The sequence below is a fragment of the Nocardiopsis lambiniae genome, from assembly GCF_031845465.1.
GTDB lineage: Bacteria > Actinomycetota > Actinomycetes > Streptosporangiales > Streptosporangiaceae > Nocardiopsis > Nocardiopsis lambiniae.
This window is the reverse complement of the sequence record NZ_JAVREP010000003.1, coordinates 183,894-210,362: the sequence shown is the minus strand read 5'-3', so window position 1 is coordinate 210,362 and position 26,469 is coordinate 183,894. Positions and strand designations below refer to the sequence as shown.

25 protein-coding genes are annotated in these 26,469 nt (G+C 71.8%); 7 read left to right on the top strand and 18 right to left on the bottom strand.

Annotated features, from left to right (window positions below):
• Positions 1–58: 58 nt before the first annotated feature.
• Both scpA and RM479_RS06960 read right to left on the bottom strand, forming a co-directional pair.
• Complete coding sequence (gene scpA / locus RM479_RS06965; protein WP_311510883.1) at positions 59–2,296, bottom strand: methylmalonyl-CoA mutase; 2,238 nt, start codon at positions 2,294–2,296, stop codon at positions 59–61.
• Positions 2,293–4,167 carry a methylmalonyl-CoA mutase family protein gene (locus RM479_RS06960; RefSeq protein WP_311510882.1) on the bottom strand — a complete coding sequence of 625 codons (1,875 nt, stop codon included), beginning with the start codon at positions 4,165–4,167 and terminating at the stop codon, positions 2,293–2,295. The genes scpA and RM479_RS06960 overlap by 4 nt, the downstream gene beginning before the upstream one ends.
• Positions 4,168–4,410: 243 nt before the next feature.
• Here RM479_RS06960 and RM479_RS06955 point away from each other — a divergent pair, with 243 nt between their 5' ends.
• Both RM479_RS06955 and RM479_RS06950 read left to right on the top strand, forming a co-directional pair.
• Positions 4,411–5,085, top strand: a complete 675-nt coding sequence (locus RM479_RS06955) for a hypothetical protein (protein WP_311510881.1) — start codon at positions 4,411–4,413, stop codon at positions 5,083–5,085.
• Positions 5,086–5,305: 220 nt separating this feature from the next.
• Positions 5,306–5,974, top strand: a complete 669-nt coding sequence (locus tag RM479_RS06950; protein ID WP_311511020.1) for a DUF6518 family protein — start codon at positions 5,306–5,308, stop codon at positions 5,972–5,974.
• Between the two features lie 6 nt (positions 5,975–5,980).
• Here RM479_RS06950 and RM479_RS06945 read toward each other — a convergent pair whose 3' ends face one another.
• From RM479_RS06945 to RM479_RS06905, 9 genes are all read right to left on the bottom strand, one after another.
• Complete coding sequence (locus RM479_RS06945; RefSeq protein ID WP_311510880.1) at positions 5,981–6,406, bottom strand: hypothetical protein; 426 nt, start codon at positions 6,404–6,406, stop codon at positions 5,981–5,983.
• 8 nt (positions 6,407–6,414) lie between these two features.
• Complete coding sequence (locus tag RM479_RS06940) at positions 6,415–6,534, bottom strand: lasso RiPP family leader peptide-containing protein (protein WP_274812452.1); 120 nt, start codon at positions 6,532–6,534, stop codon at positions 6,415–6,417.
• 129 nt (positions 6,535–6,663) lie between these two features.
• Positions 6,664–7,503 (bottom strand): helix-turn-helix domain-containing protein, encoded by an 840-nt coding sequence (locus RM479_RS06935; protein ID WP_311510879.1) that lies wholly within the window; start codon positions 7,501–7,503, stop codon positions 6,664–6,666.
• Positions 7,503–8,048 (bottom strand): DUF6879 family protein, encoded by a 546-nt coding sequence (locus RM479_RS06930; protein WP_311510878.1) that lies wholly within the window; start codon positions 8,046–8,048, stop codon positions 7,503–7,505. The genes RM479_RS06935 and RM479_RS06930 overlap by 1 nt, the downstream gene beginning before the upstream one ends.
• On the bottom strand, positions 8,032–8,232 hold the full coding sequence (locus RM479_RS06925) for a hypothetical protein (protein WP_311510877.1): 201 nt from the start codon (positions 8,230–8,232) through the stop codon (positions 8,032–8,034). The genes RM479_RS06930 and RM479_RS06925 overlap by 17 nt, the downstream gene beginning before the upstream one ends.
• A gap of 137 nt (positions 8,233–8,369) precedes the next feature.
• Positions 8,370–9,158, bottom strand: coding sequence for a DUF6544 family protein (locus RM479_RS06920; RefSeq protein ID WP_311510876.1), 789 nt, complete (start codon positions 9,156–9,158; stop codon positions 8,370–8,372).
• A 56-nt stretch (positions 9,159–9,214) separates the two neighbouring features.
• Positions 9,215–9,523: a hypothetical protein gene (locus RM479_RS06915; RefSeq protein ID WP_274812447.1), complete on the bottom strand. Its 309-nt coding sequence runs from the start codon at positions 9,521–9,523 to the stop codon at positions 9,215–9,217.
• A gap of 181 nt (positions 9,524–9,704) precedes the next feature.
• Positions 9,705–9,941, bottom strand: a complete 237-nt coding sequence (locus tag RM479_RS06910) for a hypothetical protein (protein ID WP_311510875.1) — start codon at positions 9,939–9,941, stop codon at positions 9,705–9,707.
• Between the two features lie 149 nt (positions 9,942–10,090).
• The gene (locus RM479_RS06905) at positions 10,091–10,363 is read right to left on the bottom strand and encodes a hypothetical protein (RefSeq protein WP_311510874.1); all 273 of its coding nucleotides are present in this window, start codon (positions 10,361–10,363) and stop codon (positions 10,091–10,093) included.
• Positions 10,364–10,515: 152 nt separating this feature from the next.
• Here RM479_RS06905 and RM479_RS06900 point away from each other — a divergent pair, with 152 nt between their 5' ends.
• The 5 genes from RM479_RS06900 to RM479_RS06880 all read left to right on the top strand — a co-directional run bounded on the left by RM479_RS06900 (position 10,516) and on the right by RM479_RS06880 (position 14,229).
• The gene (locus RM479_RS06900) at positions 10,516–11,205 is read left to right on the top strand and encodes a Scr1 family TA system antitoxin-like transcriptional regulator (protein WP_397221526.1); all 690 of its coding nucleotides are present in this window, start codon (positions 10,516–10,518) and stop codon (positions 11,203–11,205) included.
• The gene (locus RM479_RS06895; RefSeq protein ID WP_311510872.1) at positions 11,202–11,369 is read left to right on the top strand and encodes a DUF397 domain-containing protein; all 168 of its coding nucleotides are present in this window, start codon (positions 11,202–11,204) and stop codon (positions 11,367–11,369) included. The genes RM479_RS06900 and RM479_RS06895 overlap by 4 nt, the downstream gene beginning before the upstream one ends.
• A 316-nt stretch (positions 11,370–11,685) precedes the next feature.
• Entirely contained in the window at positions 11,686–12,855 is a 1,170-nt protein-coding gene (locus tag RM479_RS06890; protein WP_311510871.1) for a calcium/sodium antiporter, read from the top strand.
• Between the two features lie 400 nt (positions 12,856–13,255).
• Positions 13,256–13,780: a hypothetical protein gene (locus RM479_RS06885; RefSeq protein ID WP_311510870.1), complete on the top strand. Its 525-nt coding sequence runs from the start codon at positions 13,256–13,258 to the stop codon at positions 13,778–13,780.
• Complete coding sequence (locus RM479_RS06880; protein ID WP_311510869.1) at positions 13,777–14,229, top strand: ATP-binding protein; 453 nt, start codon at positions 13,777–13,779, stop codon at positions 14,227–14,229. Before RM479_RS06885 ends, RM479_RS06880 begins: the two co-directional genes overlap by 4 nt.
• A 145-nt stretch (positions 14,230–14,374) precedes the next feature.
• On the opposite strand, the gene RM479_RS06875 is transcribed toward RM479_RS06880, so the two are convergent.
• The 7 genes from RM479_RS06875 to RM479_RS06845 all read right to left on the bottom strand — a co-directional run bounded on the left by RM479_RS06875 (position 14,375) and on the right by RM479_RS06845 (position 26,328).
• Positions 14,375–14,773 carry a spore-associated protein A gene (locus RM479_RS06875; protein ID WP_311510868.1) on the bottom strand — a complete coding sequence of 133 codons (399 nt, stop codon included), beginning with the start codon at positions 14,771–14,773 and terminating at the stop codon, positions 14,375–14,377.
• Between the two features lie 47 nt (positions 14,774–14,820).
• On the bottom strand, positions 14,821–16,497 hold the full coding sequence (locus tag RM479_RS06870; RefSeq protein WP_311510867.1) for a serine/threonine-protein kinase: 1,677 nt from the start codon (positions 16,495–16,497) through the stop codon (positions 14,821–14,823).
• A 149-nt stretch (positions 16,498–16,646) separates the two neighbouring features.
• Positions 16,647–21,047 carry an FtsK/SpoIIIE domain-containing protein gene (locus tag RM479_RS06865; protein WP_311510866.1) on the bottom strand — a complete coding sequence of 1,467 codons (4,401 nt, stop codon included), beginning with the start codon at positions 21,045–21,047 and terminating at the stop codon, positions 16,647–16,649.
• Between the two features lie 88 nt (positions 21,048–21,135).
• Entirely contained in the window at positions 21,136–21,432 is a 297-nt protein-coding gene (locus RM479_RS06860; protein ID WP_311510865.1) for a WXG100 family type VII secretion target, read from the bottom strand.
• A 68-nt stretch (positions 21,433–21,500) separates the two neighbouring features.
• Positions 21,501–22,160, bottom strand: coding sequence for a hypothetical protein (locus tag RM479_RS06855; RefSeq protein ID WP_311510864.1), 660 nt, complete (start codon positions 22,158–22,160; stop codon positions 21,501–21,503).
• A 36-nt stretch (positions 22,161–22,196) separates the two neighbouring features.
• Positions 22,197–22,538, bottom strand: coding sequence for a hypothetical protein (locus RM479_RS06850; protein WP_311510863.1), 342 nt, complete (start codon positions 22,536–22,538; stop codon positions 22,197–22,199).
• Between the two features lie 46 nt (positions 22,539–22,584).
• Positions 22,585–26,328 (bottom strand): RHS repeat domain-containing protein, encoded by a 3,744-nt coding sequence (locus RM479_RS06845; RefSeq protein WP_311510862.1) that lies wholly within the window; start codon positions 26,326–26,328, stop codon positions 22,585–22,587.
• Positions 26,329–26,469: the final 141 nt, after the last annotated feature.

Genomic DNA, 26,469 nt, shown 5'->3' with positions numbered 1-26,469 from the left:
CGCCGGACCGACCGGACCGCCGGGCCGACCGGACCGCCCTCGGGCCCGGGGCGCGTGGTCAGGCCTGCTCCAGACGGGCCTCCAACCGGTCGAGCAGATCGATGGCCGCCTTCGCGATGACCGTACCCGGCGGGAAGATCGCCGCCGCGCCCGCATCGCGCAGGGCGTCGAAGTCCTGCGGTGGGATGACGCCGCCGACCACGATCATGATGTCCTCGCGGTCCAGCTTCACCAGCTCCCCGCGCAGGGCCGGCACCAGCGTGAGGTGCCCGGCCGCCAGCGAGGACACCCCCACCACGTGCACGTCGGCCTCCACCGCCTGGACGGCGACCTCCTCCGGGGTCTGGAACAACGGACCCACGTCCACGTCGAAGCCGAGGTCGGCGAAGGCCGTCGCGATGACCTTCTGGCCCCGATCGTGGCCGTCCTGACCCATCTTCGCCACCAGGATGCGGGGACGGCGCCCCTCCTCCTCGGTGAACGCGTCCACCCGGTGGGTCACCCGTTCCATGAGCCCCGCCGCGTCCGCGCTGCCCGCCGCCTCGTTCCGGTACACACCCTGGATGGTACGGATCTGACCCGAGTGACGCCCGAACACCTTCTCCATCGCGTCGGAGATCTCCCCGACGGTGGCCTTGGCGCGGGCCGCCTCGACGGCCGCCGCCAACAGGTTGTCGGTGAGGGCGTCGTCGGCCCTGGACTCCCGGCCGGCCGCCTCGGTGAGGGCGTCCAGGGCGGCGCGCACCGCGTCCTCGTCGCGTTCGGCCCGCAACCGGCGCAGCTTCTCCAACTGGCTGGCCCGCACCTTGGAGTTGTCGACCTTGAGGACGTCGATGTCCTCCTCGCCGTCGGGGAGGTACTTGTTGACGCCGATGACCGGCTGACGCCCGGAGTCGATGCGCGCCTGGGTGCGGGCGGCAGCCTCCTCGATGCGCATCTTCGGCAGTCCGGCGTCGATGGCGGCGGCCATGCCGCCCGCCTTCTCCACCTCCACGATGTGCTCCCAGGCCTTGGTCGCCAGCTCCTGGGTGAGCCGCTCCACGTAGTAGCTGCCGCCCCACGGGTCGACGGAGCGGGTGGTGCCCGACTCCTGCTGGAGCAGCAGCTGGGTGTTGCGGGCGATGCGCGCGGAGAAGTCCGTGGGCAGCGCCAGCGCCTCGTCGAGGGCGTTGGTGTGCAGCGACTGGGTGTGCCCCTGGGTGGCGGCCATCGCCTCCACACAGGTGCGGGCCACGTTGTTGAACACGTCCTGGGCGGTCAGCGACCACCCGGAGGTCTGGGAGTGGGTGCGCAGGCTCAGCGACTTGTCGTTGACCGCGCCCAGGTCCTTGACCAGCCGCGCCCACAGCAGGCGGGCGGCGCGCAGCTTGGCGACCTCCATGAAGAAGTTCATGCCGATCGCCCAGAAGAACGACAGCCGCGGGGCGAACACGTCGACGTCCAGGCCGGAACTCCGGCCCGCTCGGATGTACTCCACGCCGTCGGCGAGGGTGTAGGCGAGTTCGAGGTCGGCGGTGGCCCCCGCCTCCTGCATGTGATAGCCGGAGATGGAGATGGAGTTGAACCGGGGCATCCGCTGCGAGGTGTACGCGAAGATGTCGGAGATGATCCGCATCGACGGCCGCGGCGGGTAGATGTAGGTGTTCCGGACCATGAACTCCTTGAGGATGTCGTTCTGGATGGTTCCGGACAGCTTCTCGGGCGGAACGCCCTGCTCCTCGGCGGCGACGATGTACAGCGCCAGCACCGGCAGGACCGCGCCGTTCATCGTCATCGACACGCTCATCCTGTCCAGCGGGATGCCGTCGAACAGTTGGCGCATGTCGTAGATGGAGTCGATGGCCACGCCCGCCATGCCGACGTCCCCGGCGACCCGGGGGTGATCGGAGTCGTAGCCCCGGTGGGTGGCCAGGTCGAACGCGACGGACAGGCCCTTCTGGCCGGCGGCGAGGTTGCGCCGGTAGAAGGCGTTGGACTCCTCCGCCGTGGAGAAGCCCGCGTACTGGCGGACGGTCCACGGCTGGTTGACGTACATGGTCGGGTAGGGGCCGCGCAGGTAGGGCGGGATGCCCGGGAGGCCGTCCACGAAGTCCAGCCCGGCCAGGTCCGCAGGGGTGTAGAGCGGCTTGACCGCGATGCCCTCGGGGGTCTCCCACTCCAGGGCGTCGGGGGCCTTGCCGGTGGCGGCCTCGACGGCGGCCGGCCACCCGTCGCCGTCTCCGGAGAAGGCGGGCGGCTCGGGGGCCACGGTGGACAGGTCGGGGATGCCGGGGATACCGGGGATGTCCGGGGTCATGCGCTCGCCCCCTGGGTGTTCGGGACCAGAAGATCGACCAGTTCGGTGAGGAGGGCGACGGCGTCGCACCCCTGGTGCAGGAAGGCGTCCGCGTCCAGTGCGCGGGGGGCGCCCGCCAGCAGGACGCGCTCGGCTCCGGCGTTCCTCAGCGCCTCGACGGCGGCCTCGACGTGCTCGGCGTAGACCTTCTCGGAGGAGCACAGCACCGCCACCCGCAGGCCGGACGCGGTGAACGCGCGGGCGACGGCCTCGGCGTCCTCCAGGGGGCCGGGGCGGTGGGCGTCGACGCCGCCGGCGGCGAGGAGGTTCGCGGCGAAGGTGGCCCGCGCGGTGTGCGCGGCGACCGGGCCCAGGGTGGCCAGGAACGCGGTGGGGCGGTCGGCGGCGGCGTCGGAGCGGTCGCGCAACTCCTCGAAGTCACCGGCGTAGCGGCGCACCGGGAACCAGGAGTCGCGTTCGGGGAGGGGCTCGCGGGCCAGGGGCCGCTCGGCGAGGTTCGGGAACTCGCTCACGCCGGTCAGCGGCGCGCGTCGGTGCGCCAGGTCCCGGCGGCGGCGTTCCCACACGTCGTCGACGCGTTCGCGCAGCCATCCGTCCTCGATGACCTCGGCCGCGCCCCCGGAGGCCTCGATCTCCTGGAGGAAGGCCCATCCGGCGAGGTAGAGGTCGCGGGTGAGCGCCTCCACGTGGAAGGAGCCGCCGGCGGGGTCGATGACCCGCGCCAGGTGGGACTCCTCGATGAGGAGGGCCTGGGTGTTGCGGGCGATGCGGCGGGCGAAGTCGTCGGACAGGCCCACGGCCGCGTCGTAGGGCAGGACGGTGACGGAGTCGGCACCGCCCACACCGGCGGCGAAGCAGGCCACGGTGGTGCGCAGCATGTTCACGTGCGGGTCCCTGCGGGTGAGCATCGCCTCGGAGGTGACCGCGTGGACCTTCATCGGGCGGCGGTCCGCGGGCACCCCGGAGACCTCCAGGACCCGGTTCCACATGGCGCGGGCCGCGCGGAGCTTGGCGATGCCCGCGAACTGGTCGGTGCTCACGGCGAGCCGGAACTCGATGCGTCCGGCGGCGTCGGCGATGTCCAGGCCGGCGGCGACGAGGGCCCGGAGCAGCGCGGCGCCGGCGGCGATCGCGTAACCGAGTTCCTGGCCGTCGGAACCGCCCGCGTTGTGCACGAGGGTGGCGTCGGCGACCGTCAGGCCGAGACCGGGGCGGTCCCGGGCGCGGTCGACGGCGAACCGGACGGCGTCCATGACGTCGGGGCGGGACCCGGCGCGGGCGGCCGTGGTGAGCGGGTCGATGCCCAGGTGGGAGATGATCCGACCGTCGGGGACCTCGGCGTCGGCGTGCGCGCTCAGCAGGGCGTCGGCGGCCTCGGCGAAGGCGGCGCCGGGTTCCAGGACCACGGGCGCGAGGTCGAGGTGGACGTCGGTGAGGGCCGTGCCGAGACGGTCCGCCGGCAGCCGGCCGTCGCCGACCGCGATCCACAGGGAGGAGACCCCGTTCATCAGGTCGGTGTGGACGCGGCGGCGCAGTGTCCCGGGGTCCGCGTCCGAGTAGCGGGCGCGGATGTCCCAGCCACCGGCGACGGCGCCGCCGGGGCGGTGGCCACGGGTGAAGGGAGCCATGCCGGGGTAGCCGGGATCGGCGGCCGGGGGCTCGGAGGTGGCCAGGGGGGCGATGTCGAAGCCGTCGTAGGTGCGGGTGGCCAGCACGGCTTCGGGGTGGTCGGCGAGGCGTTCTTCGGCGACACCGCTCTTGCGGAGCACCGCGGCGACGAGCCGTCGCCACCGGTCCGGGGTGGGGACCGGGAACCCCTCGGTGAGGTCGGGGGCGCCGGATCCGGCGGCGCCGCTCTCTGGGACGTCCATACCTCGGATGGTAGAGAACGGGATTCGGATCCGGGGCGGCGGGGGTGTGGCACAGGGCACGTGCGGACCCTCACATGACCGTCGCTTTTCCCTCGCCCGCCCGGTCGCGGGAGATGTGTCGCGCGGTGACCGCGAACCGACGTGGAGTCGAACGCGTCCCACTCCGCCGGGACGGCGTTCCGCCCGCCGTTCCGGAGAGCCGACGAAGAAGCAACGAAGAACCGACGACGGAAGAACGCGACGATGCCCCTGTTCCCCCGCACGACCCTGCTGCCCGTGGCCGCCCTCGCCCTGGCGCTGACCGCCTGCTCGGGCGGCGCCCCCGAGGCCCCGGGTGAGGCCTCCCAGGAGGACCTGTCCGCGCTGCTGGTGGAGGGCGAGGTGCCCGTCGACCCTCCGGAGGCGGACCTGTCCGGACTGCCGGACCGGCCCGACGACTCGGCCCCCGTCGCCGAACGGGCGGCCTGGCACCTGCTGGCGGACGTCTCCGGGATCGCGGGCGCCGTGGATCCGGAGGCCGTCGCCGAGTGTCCGGCGGAGATGCGCGAGGAGGCGGGAGCGAGCCACACCTGCACGCTGGTCTACGGGGGCGTCGATCTGGAGTTCCCGCTCACCTCGGAGGAGGGCTCCGGTGGGATCGCCTTCTCCATCGAACACCCGGAGGTGCCGCTCACCCGCGCGTTCGCGGAGGAGAACCTGCGTCACCAGAGCGGGGCGGAGGCGGTGTTCTGCGACATGGACGACGTGGCCGTCCTGGCCCCGGGGGCCGAGGACCCGGCGGACTTCACGTGCCACGCGCGGGACGGCGGGGTGGAATGGGTGGACTCGGCGGAGGACACCATCAGCCCGTACGACGTGTACATGCTCAACGGCGGGCAGCTCACCTTCTCCCAGGGCGTGGCGACCACGAACGGCTGACGGACACGGGTGCCGGCCGCCCCGGAGCGGTAGGGCGCGACGGCGGAGGGGCGGAGGGACGGTGCCGGGAGATGACCCGGTCCCGGAGGGGCTTTCGGAGGCGGGGCGCCGCGCGGGCGGGAGCGGGTGACCGATGCCCTTCATCCCGGCCTGCGCGGCAGCCTTCCTCCACCCGGCTCGGGAAGAGAGACGACCTGACAGGATCGGAGAAGTGGACCGGATGCACGGCCTGGGCGAATCGCCGCAGCCACCTCCCTCCGCTCTGCGTGGGTTCCGGCACCGGCACCCGTGGCCACTACCGCTCGCGGCGGCGGTCCTGGGCGCGATGTGCGGGGCGCTCTCGGCGCTGTACGTCTTCAAACCCGACGAGTATCCCGCGGCCTCGTACGGCCTGTTCGTCGTACCGGCGGTGCTGGCGGGGTGGGCCGCGTCCCGGCCGGGCCCTGCCTCTCTGGCGGGGATGACCGCCCTTCTGGGCGGGGTGCTCGGCCACTTCGTCGGGGTCAGGTTCATCGAGTACGCCCAGAACGACCTGGAGTACCGGGCATGGGTGGTCATCGCCCTGGCCTTCGGGGCGCTGCTCGGGTTCATGGGCCACCGGCTGCGGGAGGGCGAACCGCTCCGCCGCGCGACGGCGGCCTCCCTGGTCATCGGCCTACTGCTCGCCCCTGTCCATCTCCGATACAGCGTCGGCACCCACGCGACGGAGCACGCCGACCCGCGCATCTACGTTCTCGACCTGTGCGCCGCCGCCCTGGTGCTCCTGGCCTGCCGCGGCCTCGCGCACCGGGCGCTCGCCCTGGCGATCGCCGTCCCGTTCACCCTCCTGTTCAGCACCTTGTCGGTGTTCTCATCGGTCCTGCTGTGGCGGGCCGGCGGCGGCATCTGAAACGGATCACCTTCCGGCAGGGTGCCCACGGCGTCGGGGGCGAACAGCCTCATGGCGAGTCCGCCCGGCTCGGGGCCGGTGCGGGTCGAGGAGGGCCGTCGGGGTCAGGGCGAACCGGGCCGGGGCGGTCGCGTCGGCCACCCGGAACCAGACTCGGAGGACCCCGGCGAGATCGCCGGTCACCGCCGTCTCCTCCGCGTCGTGGCAGACCACCCCGTAGCGGCCGGGGAACACACGCAGCGCTTCCAGGGCCCGGGCGGGCGGGGCGGCCCCGGTGGCGGCGAACGCCTCCTCCACCTCTGCGGGGTCGGCGAGGCATTCACCGAACAGGACCGCTCCACGGTGTTCGTCGCCGACGCGCCGCACCGGCACCAGGGGGTGCCGGGCGGCAAGGGCGGTCAGCGCGCGTTCCACGCTCGACGCCGTCGTCATCGTGACGGTCAGTTGTACCGGGCGGTGTTCATGTCGGCGGTGTCGTGCGCGCCGGTGCCGAGGATGAGTTCGCGGGCGTCGCCGAGGTCGGTGACGGTCGGGGGCTCGTAGGAGGTCTGCTGTTCCATGGGGGTGTCCTTCCAGGAGGGTGGATCGGGAGTCTTCCCTCCCACACAACAAGAGACTATTCTCAGAAACCTACAGCATCAAGGAATAGTTGTGTGGCGGTTCGGTGAGATCAACCCGATGAGAGGCCGTCAGGCGTGTTCGCGCGCCAGCTCGGCCAGGAACGCCCGGGCTTCGTCGTCGTAGACGGCGGCGTCAGCGAACAGTTGGAAGACGTCCAGGTGGAAGCGGACGTCGCGGGGGTCGGTCAGAAGCCGGTGGGTGGTGAACCCCTCCACCGCCACCTCTCTGTCGTCCCGAATGTCGAATCCGTTGTTGGGCAGTTCGGGAACTTCCACGTCCCAGGGAAGCAAACCCAGCCGCACGTTCACGAGAGTGGACAGGTTCGCCAGGCGGTCCATCTGCCCCACCATCGTTGCGGCCCCTCCCATGCGCCAGCGCAGGGCGGCCTCTGTGATGACGAAGTGGAACCGATGATCCGGATCGAACAACCTCGCCTGACGGTCGATCCTGGCGTTCATCGCCTTGGTCGCATCGATACCGGAGGCGGAGAGCGGGCGGCTGAAGACCGCTCGTGCGTACTCGGCCGACTGGAGGAGCCCGGGAACAACGCTCGGCTCGAAGACCCGGAGAACCCGGGTGGACGACTCCACCCGTTGGATCGTGCGCTGTTCCTTGTCCAGGCCGCGTTTGCGCAGCATGAGCAGAGAGCGGTGACGCTCGCCCAGGGTTCGGGAGAGAACCTCCAGAGCTTCCCGTTCTCTCACTTCCGGACGGTAGAGATCGAGCAACGACCGGACGTCTTCGCCGGAGGGCGTGACTTTGCCCGTCTCGATCTTGGAGACCTTGGACTGGCTCCAGCCGAGAAGTTCGGCCACACGTGTGCCGGACATACCGGAGACCGCGCGAAGCCGACGGAGGCGGTCGGCCAGCTCGGCGCGGTCCTGGTGGAACGACTCAGGTATGGCCATCAGTCCCGGTGGTACTGCGGATGGGCACTCCAATACTGGTCGAAGGGTACGGCCCCCGCCAACGCGAGGTCCCGTTGGGTGCGGTAGTGAACCGGTTCGGGGTCCTCAACGAGTTCGCTTCCCAGGTACTCGCCGTCCTCCCGGTAGACCATCCGCACCACGTGGGTCTCGTCGAAGAACCAGAAGTCCTCATCCAGGAGGCCTTCCGGTCGGCCGCGCTCGGCGGTGTCGAGAATGAGGATCTCCTCGCCGGCCTGGGCGTTGAACGCGTACCCCCACTCCATCTCGTACCGCAGGTAGTCCGTCAGCGGGCTGTGGACGACGTGCACGCGGTAGCGGCGAACTCCCTGTGCGACATGGTCCATGACCGTTCGCATGTAGGGGGTGACCACGCCGACCCGGGGACAGGGGTCACCGGCCATGTAGGCACGGAACTTCTCCCCCTCTGACACCGGGTTGTAGACGGGCAGGGTCTCCAACCGGAACACGCTCTTGGCGGAGGTGAGGAACAGGGCACTGAACCGGTCGTCATCGAGCCTCGCCACGAAGCCCCTCCAAGAGATCGTGGGGAATCTCGACAGCGTTCTCTCCCGGCGGGAGTCCCAACCGCCGCAGGACGTCCGGGTCGCTGATCGTGTATCCCTGCACGATGTAGCTCTTCCGGTCGGTCGTGTACACGGCGGGGCACTGGTCGTCCTCACAACCGCCGCTGATCTTGGTGAACTCCAACGGGTCTCCTCTGGAGAGGGGAGCATGTCCCTTGGACAGTATTCTCAGAATCGCTTGCCGTAAAGGAATAGTTTCCTTCCTCCGAGAACAGTGTGGCCTCGGAGTCGTAGGGGCCGGGTCGGTTCTGCCGTGGCCGCTCAGCGGAAGGCGGCCGACGTGACCTCGATGTCGATGAAGGGTTCGGCGTCCCCCGGACCACCCCGGTCTCCGGTGTCCCAGCCCGCCGTCACCCGGGCCGGCAGCCGCACGGCTCCGAACCGGCGCTCACCGGAGCACAGCGAGAAGAACGTGTGCTCGGCGAACCCCCGCCCGTCGGGGTCACCCCACCGGGGCAGCCGCACGCTCCGTAGCGTCCCCTCGGCGTCGACCTCCACGCGCAGGGTGTGGATCCGGCCGCCGATCTCCACCCGGGCCCCGGCCCAGGTGTCGTCGACCGCCTCCCAGCGCACGAACGGCGCCAGAGCCGCGCCGGGGGTCAGCACCAGCTCGGCCGCCAGTCGCCCGGCGGCGCTGCGGGCGATGTCGTCGCCGGAGGCCGACACCACCGGCAGCGCACCGGCCAGCCGCCAGCGCATCTCCCCGGTCCCGTCGGAGTAACGGTCGAACCCGAACACGGGCAGCGGCCCGAACCAGGCGGTCGCCGCCCAGACGTAGCCGCGCCCGGCGGAGATGACCTGCCGCGCGGTGAACCGCCGCCAGCCGCCGACCAGGATGCGGCCGGACATCTCCAGCAGCGCGGTGCGGGCGAGCGGGGTGCCCGGTTCGACGGCGCGGGCGAGCCAGCGGGCCACCGGGGCGGGCAGCCCGTCCAGATCCGAGCGCCGGAAAGGCGGCGCGTCGCCGCCCGGTGCGGCCAACCGGTCCCATACCGGGGCGATGCCGCGCGCGAACCACGGCGCCCCCGGAGTCGAAGGTTCCCTGCCCATAGCGCGATGGTAGGCCGTCCGAACCCGGTGGACACGGACCCCGCACCGGGGGGCTCCTACTCCTTCGGCTCGCCGCCGCTCCGGTGCGAGGTGGTGAACCACGCCCCCGCCAGCAGGACCGCTCCCATCACGACCAGTGCGATCGCCCAGGACCCCAGAGGAGCCGTGGCCGTCTCGCACATGTCCTGCGGCAGGACGGGCGGTCCGTCCGTGATGGGGGTGTAGGCGAACCACCCGAACGAATCGCCGGTACTGGGCAGGGACCACCAGCCCGCCCCGCACGAGCCGCCGGGAACCAGCCCGAGGGCGGCGCCGCCGGCGATCAGCGCGGCGGCCACGGTACGGATGATCTGGACGGGGGACATGTGCCTCTCCTTGGTGCGGGGGATCTCCACGCCGTACTCTCCCGCACGCCGTCACGACTGAAGGGGTCGAGCGAGACTCCAAAGGCACGGGCGCTTTGCGGGCCGCCGGCTCAGCGGTCGCTGTGGGCTCTCGGGTTTCGGGATTCCGCCGGATCTCTCACGGAACGCCGTTCATACGGGGTCAGTGGCGGGCGTCGCGCCAGGGCCGGGGCAACGCGCCGCCGCGGCTGAGGTGCCGGTGCAGGGTGTCGAAGGCCCGGTCGGCCTCGCGGACCAGCCGGGCGGGGTCGGCGTCGGGGTCGGCGGCGTCGCGCAGGAGGGAGGAGAGCCGGTCGAAGAGTTCGTCGGCCTTTTCCCGCTGGGGAGCGGTGGCGGGCCGACCACAGTGGGGGGCCGAGGCGTCGGGGTGGGCGGGCATCGCGGTTTCCCTTCCCGGGTGTTCGGGCGTGCGGATGGCGGTGCGGCGGGGCAGCGGAAGGCGTTCCTCCGGGCGGGGCTGCGGGATCCGCGGTGCGCGGGGCCGAGTGAGGCGGCGAAACTCGGCCCAGGTGAGGGGTTCGTCGGCGTTCACAGCCGCCCCAGGAGTTCGGAGACGAGGTGCCGAGCGAGCAGGTCCTCGGAGCCTTGGCGGGCGACCGGGACGGTGACGCTCGGTTCGCCGGGCATCGGACGCCACCACTGGCCGTCCACGAGCCGGACGGTGATCTGCCGCCCCGCGTGCTCCGCCCGCACCGAGTCGGGAAGGTCGCCGGCCACTGCCGCCACACCTCGGCGACGAAGTGCGGAGTGCAGCGCCAGCACCGCCGTCTCGGTGTTGTGCAACTTCATCAAATCTCGCATGGCCTCAGAGTGCGGTCACCCTGGGTTTATGCGCCAGCGGAGGAGGATATTTCGAATGCCCCAGACATCAACGGGGAACTTGTTGTACAAACGGCTTCATGGTTTCCCCTCTTTTCCGTGAGGTGCTCGCAACCCATCTGACGCTGTCGGGAATGACGCAAAAGTCACTTTCCGCACGCTCAAGGGTCTCGCAGGCGTCTCTGTCCCGTTACCTCTCGGGCAAGACACGCCCCTCCCGTCCGGCCGTCGATGCTCTGGACACCGCGCTCGGCACGGACGGATTACTACTGGAGGCCTGGAAGAGTTCCGTCAATGAGGAGTTGCCGCCGTTCCTACGGGATGTGGACTACCTGGAACGCGAGGCGGTGCGCATCGACCTGGTGTCCCCCGTGGTGGTACCCGGACTGCTCTGGTCTCCGAGCTACGCGGAGGCCGTGTACCGGGCGGGCCGAAAGGTCGTCGATGTGGAGCGTCTGGCGCGCATGCGCTCGAACAAACTGGGCCAGATCTCCGCGACCGTTTCGGTCGTGTTCCCCGTGACGGCGCTGACCTGTGTGGCCGAGCCGATCCGGACGGAGCAGGTCCAGCACCTGCTGAACCTTCCCGAGCGGGTGGCCGTCCACCTACTCCCGGAGGGGACTCTGTTGATGGGCATTCCCGGTCCGATGATGCTCTTCCGCATGAGGGACGGCAGGGAGATAGCGGCGTCGGACCACCTGGAGGCGAACGCCGTTTACGGGGACGGAGTACTGCCCAGGATTCGCGAACTGCTGCGCGACGCCTACGCGCTAGCCTTGCCTTCGTCGATCAGCAGGGAACGTCTCATGGGGGTGGTGTCGTGAGTACCGAGTGGCACAAGTCGAGTTACAGCGGGTCCTCCGCGAACTGCGTAGAGGTCCGCGAGGCATCTGAGCGCGTCGACGTCCGCGACACCCGGAACAGAGACGCCGGGCACCTGAGCTTCACCTCCCCCGAGTGGGTCGCGGCCGTGGCGGCCGAGAAGTAATCACATCCGCGCGAAGACCCCGGGCAACGCCCCCGGGCCCTTCGTCATGTGCGGACGGCAGGGGCGTGGGACCGGCTCATCGCTCCGGAAACGCCGAAACCGAACGGTTCGGTGCGGCTTCACCGCCGTTGATGAGCGGACGGTTCCCGGCCTCCCGACATCCGCCGAGCGAACGACCCTGCCCGTGACGAGGCCCGTGGCTCGGCGGGCGAAGGGGAACCGCCTCCGGATTCGGCAACCGGGGGACCCGCATGGGAGAAAGCCTGTGGTGACGGGTATGCCCAGCGCGACCCGGTGAGACGATCGGAAGGCCCACGTGAACGTGTTGGTGATTCTCGCCCTGGCGGCGGGCTTCGTACTCTTGATCGCCGGAGGGGAGTCGCTCGTCCGGGGCGCCGGCTCGCTGGCGCGGACCATGGGGATGTCCTCGCTGGTCGTGGGCCTGACCGTGGTGTCGTTCACGACGTCGGCGCCGGAACTGGCGGTCAGTACCGACGCCGCGCTCTCCGGATATCCGGGGTTGGCCGTGGGCAACGTCGTGGGCAGCAACATCGCCAACATCCTGTTCGTGCTCGGGGCGTCGGCGCTGTTCGTCCCCCTGCTGGTGAACTCCCAGGTCGTGCGCGCCGACATCCCGGTGATGGTGGTGCTGTCGGTGGTCGTGCTCCTGATGGCCCTGGACGGGAACCTCGGCCGTGTCGACGGCGGCCTGCTGTTCGCGGCCCTGGTGGTCTACGTCGCCGTCACGGTGATCGTCTCCCGGCGTCGGGCGATCGACGGTTCGGCCTCCGTGAGGGTGAGCGCCGATGGCTCCGGTCCGGGGGCGGACGGCCCGGTCCGGAGCACCACACGGACGAGGTCGATCCTGGTGGACCTGGCGTTCGTGGCCTTGGGCACGGTCCTGCTGGTGGCCGGGGCACGGCTGCTCGTATACGGGGCCAGCGCGATCGCGACGGCGCTGGGGGTGAGCGACCTGCTCATCGGCCTGACCGTGGTGGCGGTCGGTACCTCACTGCCCGAGCTGGTGACCTGCGTCGTCGCGGTGAGGCGGGGCGAGCGCGACATGGCGGTGGGCAACATCGTGGGCAGCAACGTGTTCAACCTCGGGGCAGTGCTGGGCCTGACCGCCGTCATCGCCCCCGAGGGGATCGCCGTCGCGCCGGCGGCCCTGCGGTTCGACCTGCCGATCATGGTGGCGGTGGCCCTGGTGTTGCTCCCGATCACCCTGACCCGGTTGACCGTGACCCGGTGGGAGGGCACGCTGCTCGTCGGTTTCTACGCCGCCTACATCTCCTACCTGGTCTTGGAGGCCACCGAACACGCGGTCCTGCGGCCCTACAGCGCCGCGATGTTGTGGTTCGTCATTCCGCTCACCGCGTTGTGGCTGTCGGCGGTGATGATCCACGAGCTGAGCACACGGTGGCGCGGCGGGAAGCCCGAGGTCAACCGCGCGGTTCCGGACCCGACGGAGCGAAGGCCGGGGTGAAGGACGGGGCCGTATGAGGGCTCGGCCCCCGAGCGCTCCGGTGCGGGGTGGCCGTGATCCGACGTGCTTCAGCGGCCCGCGACATCGACTTGCCCAGCGAAGCTGCTTATCGCTCTTTATCGGCGCTGATACACCCCAAGAACGCGAAACAACCAAAGCGGACCAAAAGCCATTTCCTTCAGAAAGGGAGCATTGCGCAGGGGTCGAACACCAGTGCCCTGAACTGCGAAGACGAGGAACCTTCGATCTTCTTCGGCGATCTGCCCGGAAACCGTACGCGGAACGATCGCGCGTGCCCTATTCTGGCGCCACAACCGCATATCGAGTGACCCCGCGACGCTAGTCGAGCGCCCGGGGTCGTGGTCAGCAATTCGTCCCTTCAATCACAAGGATTGCCAACGTGCGCCAGTCTAGTGCCGCGTTCCTCAGGGCTGTCTTCGCCCTGTTCGGAGCGTTGCTGTCCCCTTCCCGCGGCCGGCACACCCGCCGCCGTTCCACCCGGGTCCGCCGCTATGCCCAGAACCCCCGCCCGGCCGTGCGCCCCTCACCCCCGGCCGCCCCGCGCCCACACCACCCGCGCCTGCACCCGCCCCGCGAGGTCTTCCCGGCCGAGGAGCTGCCGCTCGTGCGGCCCTACTACACCGCCCACGAACAGACCCGCGCCCAAGCCCGGGTCCAGGCCCGGGTCCAGGCCGAGGCGACCGCACGCCTGCACCGGTGGAGCGCACCCCGCACCCCCAAGGCCCACGCTCCCGAGGCGCGCCCGTCCGCACCCCGCACCCCCGAGGTGCGTCTGCCCGAACCGCGTCTGCCGGAAGGGGATCTGCTCGCCCCCACCCCGCCCCCGGTCACCTTCGAGGACCTGGCGAAGGTGACCCGCGTGTGGATCGCCCAGCAGGAAAGCAAGGCGGCGGTGGGCGTATGACCCCGACCCGGACCTGGACCCACCGCCTCTACCCCGGCGAGCTGCGCGAGCTGTCCCGGGTCCGCCGCGAGCTGACCGCCGACCTGGCAGGGTTCGACCCCGGCGTCGCCGACACGCTGGTGCTGTGCGGCAGCGAACTGTTCGCCAACTGCGTCAGGTACACCGCCTCGGGCACCGAGAACGGGGGAGCGGTCATCCGCACCCTGTGGCTGGTCGGGGACCGCTCCCTCACCCTGGGGTTCACCGACGACGGCCTCGGCGGCACCGTGCCCCGCATCCCCACGACACGCACCCCCGACGAGTGGGAGGAAGCCGAGGGCCAACGCGGACTGTTGATGGTCCAGGAGTTGTCCACAGCCTGGGGATACTCACCGGTCTGCCCGTTCGGTGACCTGGGCACCCACACCTGGGCCACCTTCACCCTCACACCCACGACACCCACACGATGACCGGCACGGGCTCCCCACCCCACGGGGAGCCCACCGCCGCACAGGTCGTCTCGTGCCGAGTGCTCCAGAGGCTCGGAACCCACGCTTCGGCGTCGGAGGACACCGAGTCCTACGGGTGGAGGTCGTCCTCGAACCCCGCCGGCGGTCAGCCGCAGTTGGTGCCGTTCCGCACGATCCAGTCGTCGCCGATCTTGCCGCCCCAGTCCACGCAGTGACCCGCCGCCGACAGGTACACCGGACCCGCGTACTCGGTCCAGTCGCCCGGGTCGGTCTGCCAGGAGGTGGTGTCGCTGCGCTTGAGCGCGGCGTCCATGGACACGCGCGCTCCCGGGTCGGACCGCACCACCACGACGCAGTTCTTGCCGTTGGAGTTGTTGTAGGTCAGGAAGACCGTGCCGCCCGGGACGGCCGCCTCGTTGACCTTCCCGTACCCGCCGCCACACTGGCCGCCGTAGGCGACCGCGCCCACCGGGGCCGGGTTCGCGATCGTGACGACCAGGGCCAGTCCCAGCGCCGCCGCGACCCGACCGGTGATCCTCTTCATCGCTTTTCCCTTTCTCGGTTCGTCGTCCGTCGTCGTGTCCGCCCCGGTCACCACGGCGGGGTCCCGGTGCCGCTGGTGCGGTGGTACTCGACCAGGCGGGTGATGGTCACCGTGCCGTCGGCCGCGGTCGTGTAGGTGACCTCGGCCTTCACGGTCCGGCTCCCCTGGTTCGCGTACCCCGTGAGCGCCGACGGGCTGGAGGACACCGAACCCGCGCCGCCGTTGCCCACGCCGCCGCCCTGGGACTGGCAGAAGCTCCACGCGCACACCACCGTGGCGCCGTCCAGCTTCGCGTACACCCCCGCACCGCCGTCGGGGCGGAACGCGATGACGTGGTCGCCCGACGGCCTCGAACCCGACGCGCTCACGCCCGCGCCGACCAGTCCGGAGGCCGTGGCGGTCGTACCCTCGTCGCCGCCCCCGCCGTCGGAACCGCCGGCCTCGCCCTCGTCGGTCCCGTCCTCGTCGTCCTGCCCGGCCTCCTCGGACGGACCGTCCGAGGGTCCGTCCGACGGGGAGTCGCTCTCCTGTGCCTCCCTGCCGACGGGCCCCGGCCGACGTTCCTCCCCCGCGGCCTCGCCGGCGACCGTTTCGGCGCCGGCGCCTTCGTCGGTGGAGAACCAGGACGACATCGGCAGCGCGTCCCAGTTGTTCGCGACCGCCACACCGCCGAACGCCACCCCGGCGAGGAGCACGAGGGCACCCACGCCCGCTCCCACCAGGGTGAGCACGCGTTTGGCGCGCCCCTCCCCCTTGACCGGGGCGACGGCGAACTCGCGCTCGGGCGCCGACTGCACCCCCTGCCAGCTGTCGTCCACGACGGCCGCCATGGCCCCGCCGGCCATCTCCGACGACTCCATCGGAGCGTAGGAGCGTCCGGGATCGTTGATGGCGACCACTCCGTCGACCAGGCGCATGGCCGTCGGACGCTGCTCCGCCTCCTTGGCCAGCGCCTGACGGGCCAGGTCGGCGAGCGGCCCCGCGAACCCCTCCATGTCGGGCTCACCACTGATCACCCGGTGCGCGACGGCGGCCGGGTCGCCCGTGCCGAACGGGGGCCGCCCGGTGGCCGCGTACGCCACGAGGGCACCCCAGGCGAAGATGTCGTCGGCGGTGCTGGTGGGCTTGCCCTGGTAGTGGTCCGGACTGATCCACCCCGGCGACCCCATGACGGACCCGGTGCGGGTGAGCGCCGTCTGGTCGATCGCGCGGGCGACCCCGAAGTCCAGCACGCGCGGCCCCTCGGGGGACAGCACGATGTTGGCGGGCTTGAGGTCGCGGTGGGCGATGCCCACGGCGTGGATCTGGACCAGGGCCTCGGCCACACCGGCGGCCAGGCCCAGGAGCAACCGTTGCGGGAGTGGGCCGTGCTTGCGCATGTAGGCGCTGAGGGTCATGCCCCGTACCAGCGGGGTGACCAGCCAGGGGCGCTCGGCCTCGGTGTCAGCGGCCAGCAGCGGCACCGCGCAGGCGCCGCCGACCCGGCGCAGGAGTTCGACCTCGCGGGCGAAACGGGCCCGGAACTCGGGGTCGGCCGAGTACTCGGGGTGGATGAGCTTGACCGCGACCAGCTCACCCGAGGCGTCGTGGGCCGCGTACACGACCCCCATGCCGCCGGCGCCCAGCCGCTTGAGCGGCCGGTAGGGGCCGATCCGGGTGGGGTCGGTGGAGGTCAGGTCGGTCGCGGTTGCGGGGAGGGTGACTGCGTTGGCTTGGGTGCTCACGGCCGTCGACTCACAGGTCTCGTCTCTGGGGGCGGGAGGGGCCTCCGCCCGCGGGGCAGGGGGGAGGAAGCGCACAGATGGGGATGTTCGGATCCTAACGGGTACCGGCCGCCCCGCCCCCGGCGCGGGGACCGGGCGGCCGGTACCGGTCACGGCAGCGGCACGCGCACCTGCCGGACCTGACCGTCGCCCAGGTGCAGGTGGGCGATGCCCGGGATGATGCGGGGCCCGGCCACACCCTTGGGCAGGCGCAGTCCCAGCACCTCGGCGTCGGACTGCGCCTGGGGGGACAGCAGCACGCCGACGCGGTTGCGCTTGAGGTGGACGTGCCAACCGTTGAAACCGCCCTGGAGGGCGTCGTTGGTGCCGGCGGCGACGATGCCCCACCCCGGGCCGACCATGCCCCGGGCGATGCGGGTGAACTCCTTGCCGAGGTCGCTCTGCAACAGGAGTTCGGCGTCATCGATCATCACCGCGGCGGTCTCGCCCTCGAACCGGCCGAGGGCCTCGTGGAGCTGCGACAGCCGGGGTTCGGCGGAGTCGATGACCGCCCGCACCCCCGGGTGGTCGCGCAGCTCGGTGAGCCGGGACCCGCGCGGGGTGACCAGCAGCAGCTCGGTTCCGGACTCCAACAGGGAGCGGGCCATCACGGCGAGCATGCTGGAGCGGCCCGATCGGGGCGGCCCGGCGATGAGGAAGGTGGGGACGCTCGCCAGGTCGGCGGTGATCGCGGCGAGCTCGTTGCCCCCGACGCCCACCAGGACCTCCAGCGGGCGGGCCGGGCCCTTGCGGTAGCGGGCCATGTCGTCGTAGGTGAGCCGGTCGGGCAGCACGTCCACGCGGAACGGGCGGGGCCCCGCCGGCGGCGTCTCCCGGGTGCGCCGCACCACGAAGTCGGCGATCCGCCCCAGTTCCTCGACCTGCGCCCCGCCCTGGGGGTTGCGGTTGAGCAGGGCGATCTGCACCTCCAGGGCGTCCCCCGCGCGGAAGGCGCGACCGTCGGGGACCTCCTCGGGCAGCGAACGGGCGTTGAGGCCGGCGGTGCCGTAGTCGGCGCGGTCGTTGCAGCGCAGGACCAGGAGTTCCTCCGTGGTGGAGGAGTACTTGGTGCGGGTGAGGATCCGGTCGCCGGCGGCGATCACGTGCACGCCCACACCGGCGCCGTCGCGCATGAGGGTGGTGACGCCCTCGACGAGGGCGCCGTAGTTGTACTCACCGAAGGTCTGCTCGAACACGTCGATACGGTCGATGAACAGCGCCAGGTGGGCGGGGCGCTCCTTCGGGGGGAGCTTGACCCGCAGTTCCTCCAGGTCGGCGCAGCCGTGGGCGGCCAGGAGCTTCTGGCGGCGGTCGAGTTCCTCCTCCAGCATGCCGAGCAGGCGCACCACCCGTTCGCCCTGGGAGCGCTGGGCGACGGCGCCGCAGTGCGGGAACCGCTCCAGCGGCAGCAGGGCGCCGTTGCCGCAGTCCAGGCCGTACATGTGCAGGTCGCCGGGGTGATGGGCCAGGGCCAGGGAGGCGGCGACGGTGCGCAGCGCCTGGGACCGGCCGCTGCGCCCGGAGCCCATGATGTGCAGGTGACCGGTGCGGGCCGGGTCGAAGGCGTAGGGGTGCTGGCGCTGTCGGGCGGGCACGTCCACCAGGCCGACGGGCGCGGCCCGGATCACGCCGGCCTCGGCGGCCGGGGGCCGGCCGCCCAGCAGTTCGCCGAGGGTGAGCCGGGTGGGCAGGGCGGGCAGCCACGGGCTGGGCTGGCGTTCCGCGCCCAGCCGGTCGGCGGCCTCCTTGACGGCGGCGACCAGCACGGTGAGGTCGGTGACCTCGACGTCGCCGGTCTCCTCCCCGCGGTTCCCCTGGGCGACCGGGGCGGGCTGGGCCAGGTCCGACCACTTCACCGGGTGGACGTCGGGGTCGGCGGCGTTCGTCGAGGCGACGACGCGCCGCCCGCCGACCCGGCCGGACTGGAACGGCAGCAGCGAGGCGTGGCCGAGGCGGGCGTGGGCGCGCCCCGGGGTGTCGATGCCGATGTGCGCCGAGTCGGGGGCGTCGATGACGTCGCGGCTCTCGCTCTCGTCGGTCATGCGCAGGGCGATGCGCAGGTTGGTGTTGGCGCGGATGTCGTTGGTGACGACGCCGCCGGGGCGCTGGGTGGCCAGCACCAGGTGGATGCCGAGGGATCGGCCGCGCTGGGCGATGTTGACGAGACCCTTGACGAAGTCGGGGAGTTCGCGGGCCATGGACGCGAACTCGTCGATGACCAGCATCAGGCGCGGCATCTGCGGCATGCGCGGGTCGCGGTCGAGGAGTTCGAGGTAGTCCTCGATGTCCTTGGCCCCGGCCTTGGCGAGGATGTGCTCGCGGCGGTGGAGTTCGGCGCCCAGGGAGACCAGGGCCCGGCCGACGAGGTGGGTGTCGAGGTCGGTGACCATGCCGACGGTGTGCGGCAGTTCCACGCAGTCCTTGAACGCGCTGCCGCCCTTGTAGTCGACGAGGACGAAGGACATGGACTCGGGCCGGTTGACGGCGGCCAGCGACGCCACCAGGGTCTGGAGGAGTTCGGACTTGCCGGAGCCGGTGGTGCCGGCGATGAGGGCGTGCGGGCCGTCGCGGCGGATGTCCACCGAGAACGCCCCGTCCAGGCCCACCCCCAGCGTGGCGACGGTGCTGCGACCGCCGCCGGCCCAGTGGGCGGCGATGGCCTCGCCGCTGGGGGGTTCGAGGCCGATGACGTCCAGGAGCCGGGCCGCGCGGGGCAGGGAGCCGCCCGCCTCGCCGACGCTGCTGTCGCGCAGGGGCGCCAGGGCGCGGCCGAGGCGTTCGGCCCAGGCGGAGGAGGGCCCGTCGGGACGGACGTCCTCGACGTTGTCGAAGGAGGTGCGGCGCAGGCGCATGCCGTGCGGGGTGATGGTGACCACGGCCTGGCACTCCTCGGGGAGGAGGCGTTCCTCCGCGTCCAGGCACAGGGTGTGGATGCCGACCTCGGGGCCCTCGCGCAGGAGCTGGACGACGCCGGGCAGGGAGCGGAGGCGCCGGGCCCCGTCGAGGACGACGACGATGGCGGGCTGGTCGGCGAGGTCGCGTTTGGCCTGCTTGCGGGCTTCCAGCAGCATGAGCAGCTCGGAGACGCGGCGGGCGCAGGTGGTGGCGTCGATGCCCATCCGGTTGAGGGAGAGGTGGGGGTGTTCGCCGCGCAGGTGGGGCAGGTGGCGGGTCCACCGCCACCGGTCGTGGTCGCCCTCCATGGACAGCAGGTGGATCTGGAGTTCGGCGGGGCTGTGCAGGGCGGCGAGCTGGGCGATGAGCCAGCGTTCGAGAGCCTGGGCGCCCCCACCGCGCCCGGCGACGCCGACGACGCCGTTGTCCTTGACGGAGACGCCGACGGGGACGTCGGTCATGTTCCAGGTGATGTCGCGGCGGTGGTCGTCCTTGGTCGGGTCGCTGAGGACGACCTTGGAGGGGAGGCTGCCGGTGCCCACCCGTAGCAGGGTGAAGTCCTCGTCGATCTGGCGGCGTTCCCACAGCCGGGACCGGGGGCCGGTGGCGAGGAGGAGGACCGCGGCGGGGTCGGGGCAGGTGTCGCGCAGGCGTCGCTGTTCGACGAGGAGGGCGTCTCGGGCGTCCCTGGTGATGCGCTCCTTCTTCTCCTCGTACTCCGTGAGCTGCTTGTCGTAGCGGGCCTTGGTGGTGCGGCGCTGGAGCATCTGGGTGAAGAGCACCGACACCGGGGCGAGCAGACCGATGAGCAGGTACTGGGGGCGGCCCATGATGAGGGCGGTGCCGACCGCCATGGTGATGGGCAGCAGGATCATCATGATGAGCTGCACGATCGGCCGTTCCGGGGGTTCGGGCGGCGAGGGCAGCTTGAAGGAGGTCTTGGTGGGGGCGGGGTGCAGCCGGGGCGGCCGGTTGTAGTCCAGGCCGGTGCCGTCCTCGGAGGGGACCACGGCGGCGTCGGGGCGGTGGTTGGGCCAGGCCTCGAAGAGGGTGCCGCCGAGGGTGAGCTGCTCGCCCTGGGGCCAGGCGTCGTTCTCGGCGAGGTCCTCGCCTTCGAGGGAGCAGCCGTCGCCGCCGCTGGAGGTCAGGAAGACCACGGAGCCGTCGGGGGCGACGCGGATCCGCGCCCAGTACCCGTCGGCGTCCACGGGCAGGACGGCGACCTCGTCGTCACCGATGACGTAGTCCCCCGGGTCGAGCCGGACGATGCGGCCCGCGTCGGGGCCGGAGACCACCCGGACCTCGACCACGCCGGGGGGTTCGTCGGCGACGGGTGCGGGGCCGCCGACTCCGACGACGGAGCCGTCGAGGAGGCCGGCGTCGGCCAGGGACAGGGCCGGGTCGACGGGGCGGTCGCCCAGGTAGAGGGGGACGTCACGGCCGGGGGCGCGGGGCAGGGTGCGCACCATCGGGTCGACGGACTCGGCCAGCTGGCGCACGGTCGAACCGGGGTCGGCGTCGACCAGGACGTCCAGGCGCAGTGGGGACGTCGCGACGGGCCCGGAACCGTCCGCTGCGGGACCGGTGGCCGGGGTCACGGTGAGGAGGAGGCGCACGGTGGGACTGCTTCCGCTTCTTCGGGCTCTGCTTGTGGGAACGCGGGAGGAGGGGTCCGGGGCGGCGGAGGCCGCCCCGGAGGGCGGGTCAGCCCTTGAGGCCCTCGCCGAGCTTGTCGTCGGTCTCGCTGAAGGTCGTACCGACCTGCTTGATGTACTTGGCGACGCCCTCCAAGCCCTTGTTCACACCCTCGAAGCCGGTGTTGAACTCCTCGAAGAACGGCCGGAAGTGCTTCTCGGCGGCGGGGGTGCTGTAGCCGTCGGTGATGAGGCCGTCGACCTTCTGCTTGATGGCCCCCAGTCGTTCGGTGAAGGCCTCGAACTCCTTGATGAGGGAGCCGGAGGTCTCCTCGGTCTTGTCGCTGTCGACGTTGTAGACGGGCATGGGTTCTCCTGTCGGGTTATCGTCGTGGTGTGGTCGGGTGGACGCCCCGGGCCGGGGCGGGGGCCGGGTCAGACCGGGGTTCCGGCCTGGTCGGCCTCCTCCATGACCCAGAAGCGAGCGGTGCCGCTGATGGCGTCGAAGAGGTCCATGACCTCTTCCAGTTGGAGGACGTTGGGGCTGGAACAGCTGACCATGATGCGGCGGTCCAGGCCGGGGAGGGCGTAGGAGGTGTGCATGACCACGGAGCGGACCAGCGCCTCCTCCATCTCGTAGTCGGTGACGCCGTGGATGCGGCCGCACACCGGCGATCCGGACTCGGGCAGGTCCACCGTGGTCTTCTTCAGCCAGGTGCCCTCGCGGGCGGTGGCGGTCTCGGGGTAGACGTACTCGATGACCTTGATGGGGTCGATGGTCTGGTCGCCCCGTCCGGCGGGGAACGAGAAGACGCAGACGGTGGCCATGAAGAACCCGTCGTCGTACTCCTCGAAGGTCCCGGCGGCGGCGATGAGTCCGCCGGTGGTCGCGTCCCGGGTGACCCGGGCGATGTCGGCGAGCAGGTCGTTGAGGGCGTTGAGCTCCTCAGGCCGGTTGCCGTACAGCGCCACGGCCTGTTCGCGCATGCGGGCCACGGTGTCGCCGGTCAGGTCGTACTGCGTCCAGCCCTCGGGGACGGCGACGTCGAACCCGATGGCGACCTCGGGTTCGTCCTCCTCGAAGACGTACGGCACTGCTGCTCCTCGGTGTGGTCGGTGACGGTCGTCGCCCTAGTAGGCGAGCTGGTTGGCGTGGTGCGGGGGCGGCGGCGGGGCGTCCTTACCGTCTCCCTTGAGGGCCTTGCCCAGCTCCTCGTCCATCTCGTAGAACGTGGTGATGACCGGGTTCAGGGCGTTGAGCAGGGCGCCCAGGTCCTCGGCCTGGCGCTCGTAGTTCTTCTTGCAGTCCTTGCCGAAGTCCTTGGCGGCGTCGACCAGGCGGCCGGGGCCGATGTCCTCGGCCCGGTCCTCGGGGCTCTCGACGTCCTCGCCACCGAAGTCGTTGCAGATGCGCCGCAGGGCGCGCTGCATGTCCTCCAGCGCGTCGGTGTCGATCTTGACCACTTTCGCCATGGGGGTGCTCCTCTCGTACTCCCGAAGGGCCGCGGCGGACCCGGCCCTAGCCGTTCTCCAGTTCCTTCAGCTCTCGTCGCAGGCGGTCCCGTTCGTCGGTGGCCGCCTCGATGACCGCTGCCACGCGCTCGCGTTCGGAGAGCGTGGGGTCGGGGTGCTCCCGCGCGAACTCGTCGACCATGTCCTGGGAGAACATCATGTCCAGCACCTCCAGACGGGCCCGAACGTCCTCCTTCAGCCGATCGCGGGTCTCCGCCTCCCGTTGCTCCTCCTTCTCCTGTTCCTCCAGTTCGCCCATCACGTCGTCCCGAAGGTTGTTGCGACCGGCCTGGTGGGCGGATTCCAGAAGCAGCCCGGTACCGAACGCGTCGGGTAGGTCGCCCTCGTGGGCCATGCGGCCCTCATGGCCGGCCTTGGGGACGGCGACCGCGAGCTGGCAGCCGACCTGGACCCAGTATTTGGGGTCGTCGATGTCGGTCATGAACGCGGTCAACCACTCCGCCTCGACGCCGAGGTGGCCCAGCAGGTCCTGCATGGTCTGCCGAGAGGCGTCCACGGCGAAGCCGAAGGACAGGTTGAGCACGTTCTTGGTGAGCTGCCAGGCGATCTCCTGCCCGGCCGCCCGCACGGGCTGCGAGCGCACGGACGCGGGGGTCCCGTCGCCGCCGGCGCCCTCGGGGCGGCCTCCGGGAACAGTGGGATCGACCCGCTGCTGCTGTCCGTCGGGGTTGACGACCTGGACGTGGTCGGGGGTGATCCGCAGGTCGGGGTGGCCCTCCCCGGTGTCCACGCGGACCCCGCCCCGGGCGTCCTGGACGGTGACCCCGTTGCCGTCGGAGACGTTGGTGCGTCCAGATGCGCTTCGGGTGCCGGAGAGGTCGCCGTTCCGGAACTCCGCTCGTCCGGAACCGTCGGCCTCGATCCGGTGGTCCGGGTGGGTGCTCCCGGTCATGCCGCCCTCGCCGTCAGCGGTGACCCGCCAACCGGGAGGCACGTGTCCGGCGTCGCCCGCCGTCTCGCCCATGCGCAGCGGGACGGTGCCGGGCGAGTCCGGGGAGGGGCCGCGCAGCCCCACGCCGTCGGGTCCGGCGTCGATGGTGCGGTCACCGTTGCGGATGGTGCGCGGGGCGCCGTCGGCGGGGACGTCGGTGGTGATCCGTCCGCCCTCGTCGGTGCGGACCGTGACACCGTCGGAGGTCGTGACCCGGCTCCCGTCGTTCCCCTGGGAGGCGATCGGGCGGCCCGGGGCGTTCTCACGGGTGGTCTCGGCCCGGCCCAGACCGCTCGACTCGCCCCTCCGGACGTCGGTGCGGGTGGTCCCGTCGCTGACGTGCGATCCGTCGCGGTCGCTGCCCGCCCGCACACCGCCCGGACCGTGGGCGGTCATGCCGTCGGGTCCGCCGCCGACCCCGTGCAGGTCGGTGCCGATCCCGGTGGTCCCGTCCGCGCCGCGACCGATCCGCAACGCGTCGCCCCGGGCGTCGGCGGGGGCGCGCAGGGACACGTCGCCCCGGGTCGAGGTGGTGACGCTCCACCCCTGGGGGGTGTCCATGCGCAGTGCCGGCGAGGTTCCGGTCCCGGGGGTGACCGCGACCCGGGTCCCGCCGGTGAGGACGTAGGGCTCGCCGGTGGAGGGGTCGCGCGGCAGCGGCGGGTGGCCGCCGTGCGGGGTGCCGTCGAGGTCGTAGGAGCGCCGGGTGCCGTCGGCGTGCCACACCTGGACGTGGGTGTCGCCGCCGCGGTCGGACAGGACGACCCCGGTGCCGTCCTCGGTGCGGACCTGGCCGGGCCAGGCGTCGCTGCCCCGGATCCCGCCGTCGCCGTCGATCCGGACGTGGCCGTCGGCGTCCTGGACGGCCCGGGGGGAGAGACTCGGATTGTCGGTACGGATCTCGGCGCTGCCGTCGGGTCGCACGACGGCGGTGGAACCCGCGCCCCGGCCGTCGGCGGAACCGTCGGCGCGCTGGGCGATGTCCACGCCCCGGGTCTCGTCCACGACGCGCACGGAGTCGGGTCCGGCGTCCACGCGGACGTCGTCGGTCCGCAGGGTGGCGTTGTCGGTGCCCCGGTCGTAACCCTGGGTGGAACCGCCTTCGCCGTCCACCCGGTACCCGTCGTTCCCGAACTCGGTGCGGGTGCCCCCGGCCGGGTCCTCGACCCGGATGGTCGGGTTCGAGCCGCCGTCGACGCCCGTCTCGGGACGGGAGATCCTCGGGCCGCCGTCGCCGAAGTCGAGGTCGACGGCACCGCGGGGTTGGGTGATCTGGACGGGTTCACCCGCACCGGAGGGGCCTTGGACGGAGAGCCCGTCGGGGGTCGAGATGCCGGGCGTGCCGCCGGTGTGGGAGACGGTGACGTTCCCGTCCCCGGTGGGGACGGTGATGCCGTCACCCCCGAAGGAGGGTCCGGGGGTGCCGCCGGGCCCGGTGAGGTCGAGCGAGCCGTCTCCGCCGCGTGAGGCGCTGACCGAGGCCCCGTCGGCACCGCTCACCTGGAAGCCGTCACCGGAGGGGCGCACGGAGGTGTCGCCGACGGTCACCTCGTCCGGGCGGATCTGGATGCTGACGTCCTCGCCGGACGGAGAAGTGTGGTCGAGGGTGGTGACGGGGGTGCCGTCGGGGTCGCTCCCGCCGGTGTACGTGCCGGTCCCGGAGGGTCCCCCGCCGAGCGGCCCCAGTCCGTGGTTCTCCTTGACCGCGCCGACGCCCGAGCCGAGGGCGTTGGTGGCGAACGCGCCCAGGGCCTCATTGGCGAGCGAGCCGGGTGAGATGATCTGCTGCCAGTTCCCCGGGTCCGCGCCGACCTGGGTGACGATGGAGGCGGCCATACCGCTGGCGGTGTCCCGGACCACGGAGTGGGCGATGTTCACCGAGGTGCGGGTGTTGCGCAGGCTCTGGTAACCGCTGCGCATGCTCCCGACCCGGCTGCCGACCCGCTGGACGGCACTGGTGGAGCGCACCGCGGTCGCGGCGCTGCGAACACCCCGGCCCATGGGACCGGTGGCCCGCGAGGCGACACGTCCCAGCCCGGACGCGCCGCGCAGCAGGGCGCCACCGGGGACCAGGGACAGGGCCTCCATGCCGAGGGTGGTGAGGGTCTCCAGGTTGAAGCCGAGTTTGCCCTCCCGGTGGAGGTTCGCGGTGGCCAGGGCGAGCGCGGCGATGGCCAGGGCGATGCCCAGGCCGGGGATGAAGATGGCGGCCAAGCCCGCCACGATCATGATCACCGCGTAGATGAGGGGGTTCTCCTCGATCCAGGTGACGATCTTGTCGAGCCAGCCCCACAGCTTGCGCGGACTGCCCTGCTTGGCCTCCTCCAACGCCCGCTCGGTGTCGTCGGCGACCCGGTCCATCTCGGTGAGAACGGCGTTGAGGTCGGAGATGTGGGAGGCGCGCAGGGGGTCGTCCCCGTCCTTCCACTCGTCCTTGTCCTCCAGGCCGTGGTAGGCGGTGGAGGCGAGTCGGGCGACGGAGGCGCTGCGCCTGCGCGCGGTCTCCAGGGCGTCGGCCCAGGTCTCCAGCGCCTTGTACCCGGCCTCGTAGGCGTCGTGCGCCTTGTCGAGGTACTTGGGCAGTTCCTCGACGAGCTCTTGGAGCACCTCCACGGTCTTGCCCTCGCCCAGGGAACCCCGGTCCAGCCTGCGGACCTCGCGGCCCGCGGTCTCGGCGGCGTCGGCGAGCCTCTCGTAGAAGTCCTTGAGCGACCGGGCCTCGGCCGGATCCCAGGGGATGGGGTCCTTGTCCCGATCGAGGAGGTCCCATCGGAGGTACTCGCGCGGTTGCTGGGCCACGGTTCCTCTTACTCGCTTTCCTGGTCCCCGGGGAGGGGTGCGCGGGGGTCGGGGCGTGCGCGGGTCGACGCGGTTCACCGACTGGGAGCGCGCCGTCCGGCGGGGGTGTCGGGGCCCAGGGGCACGAGGCTCTCCGCGAAT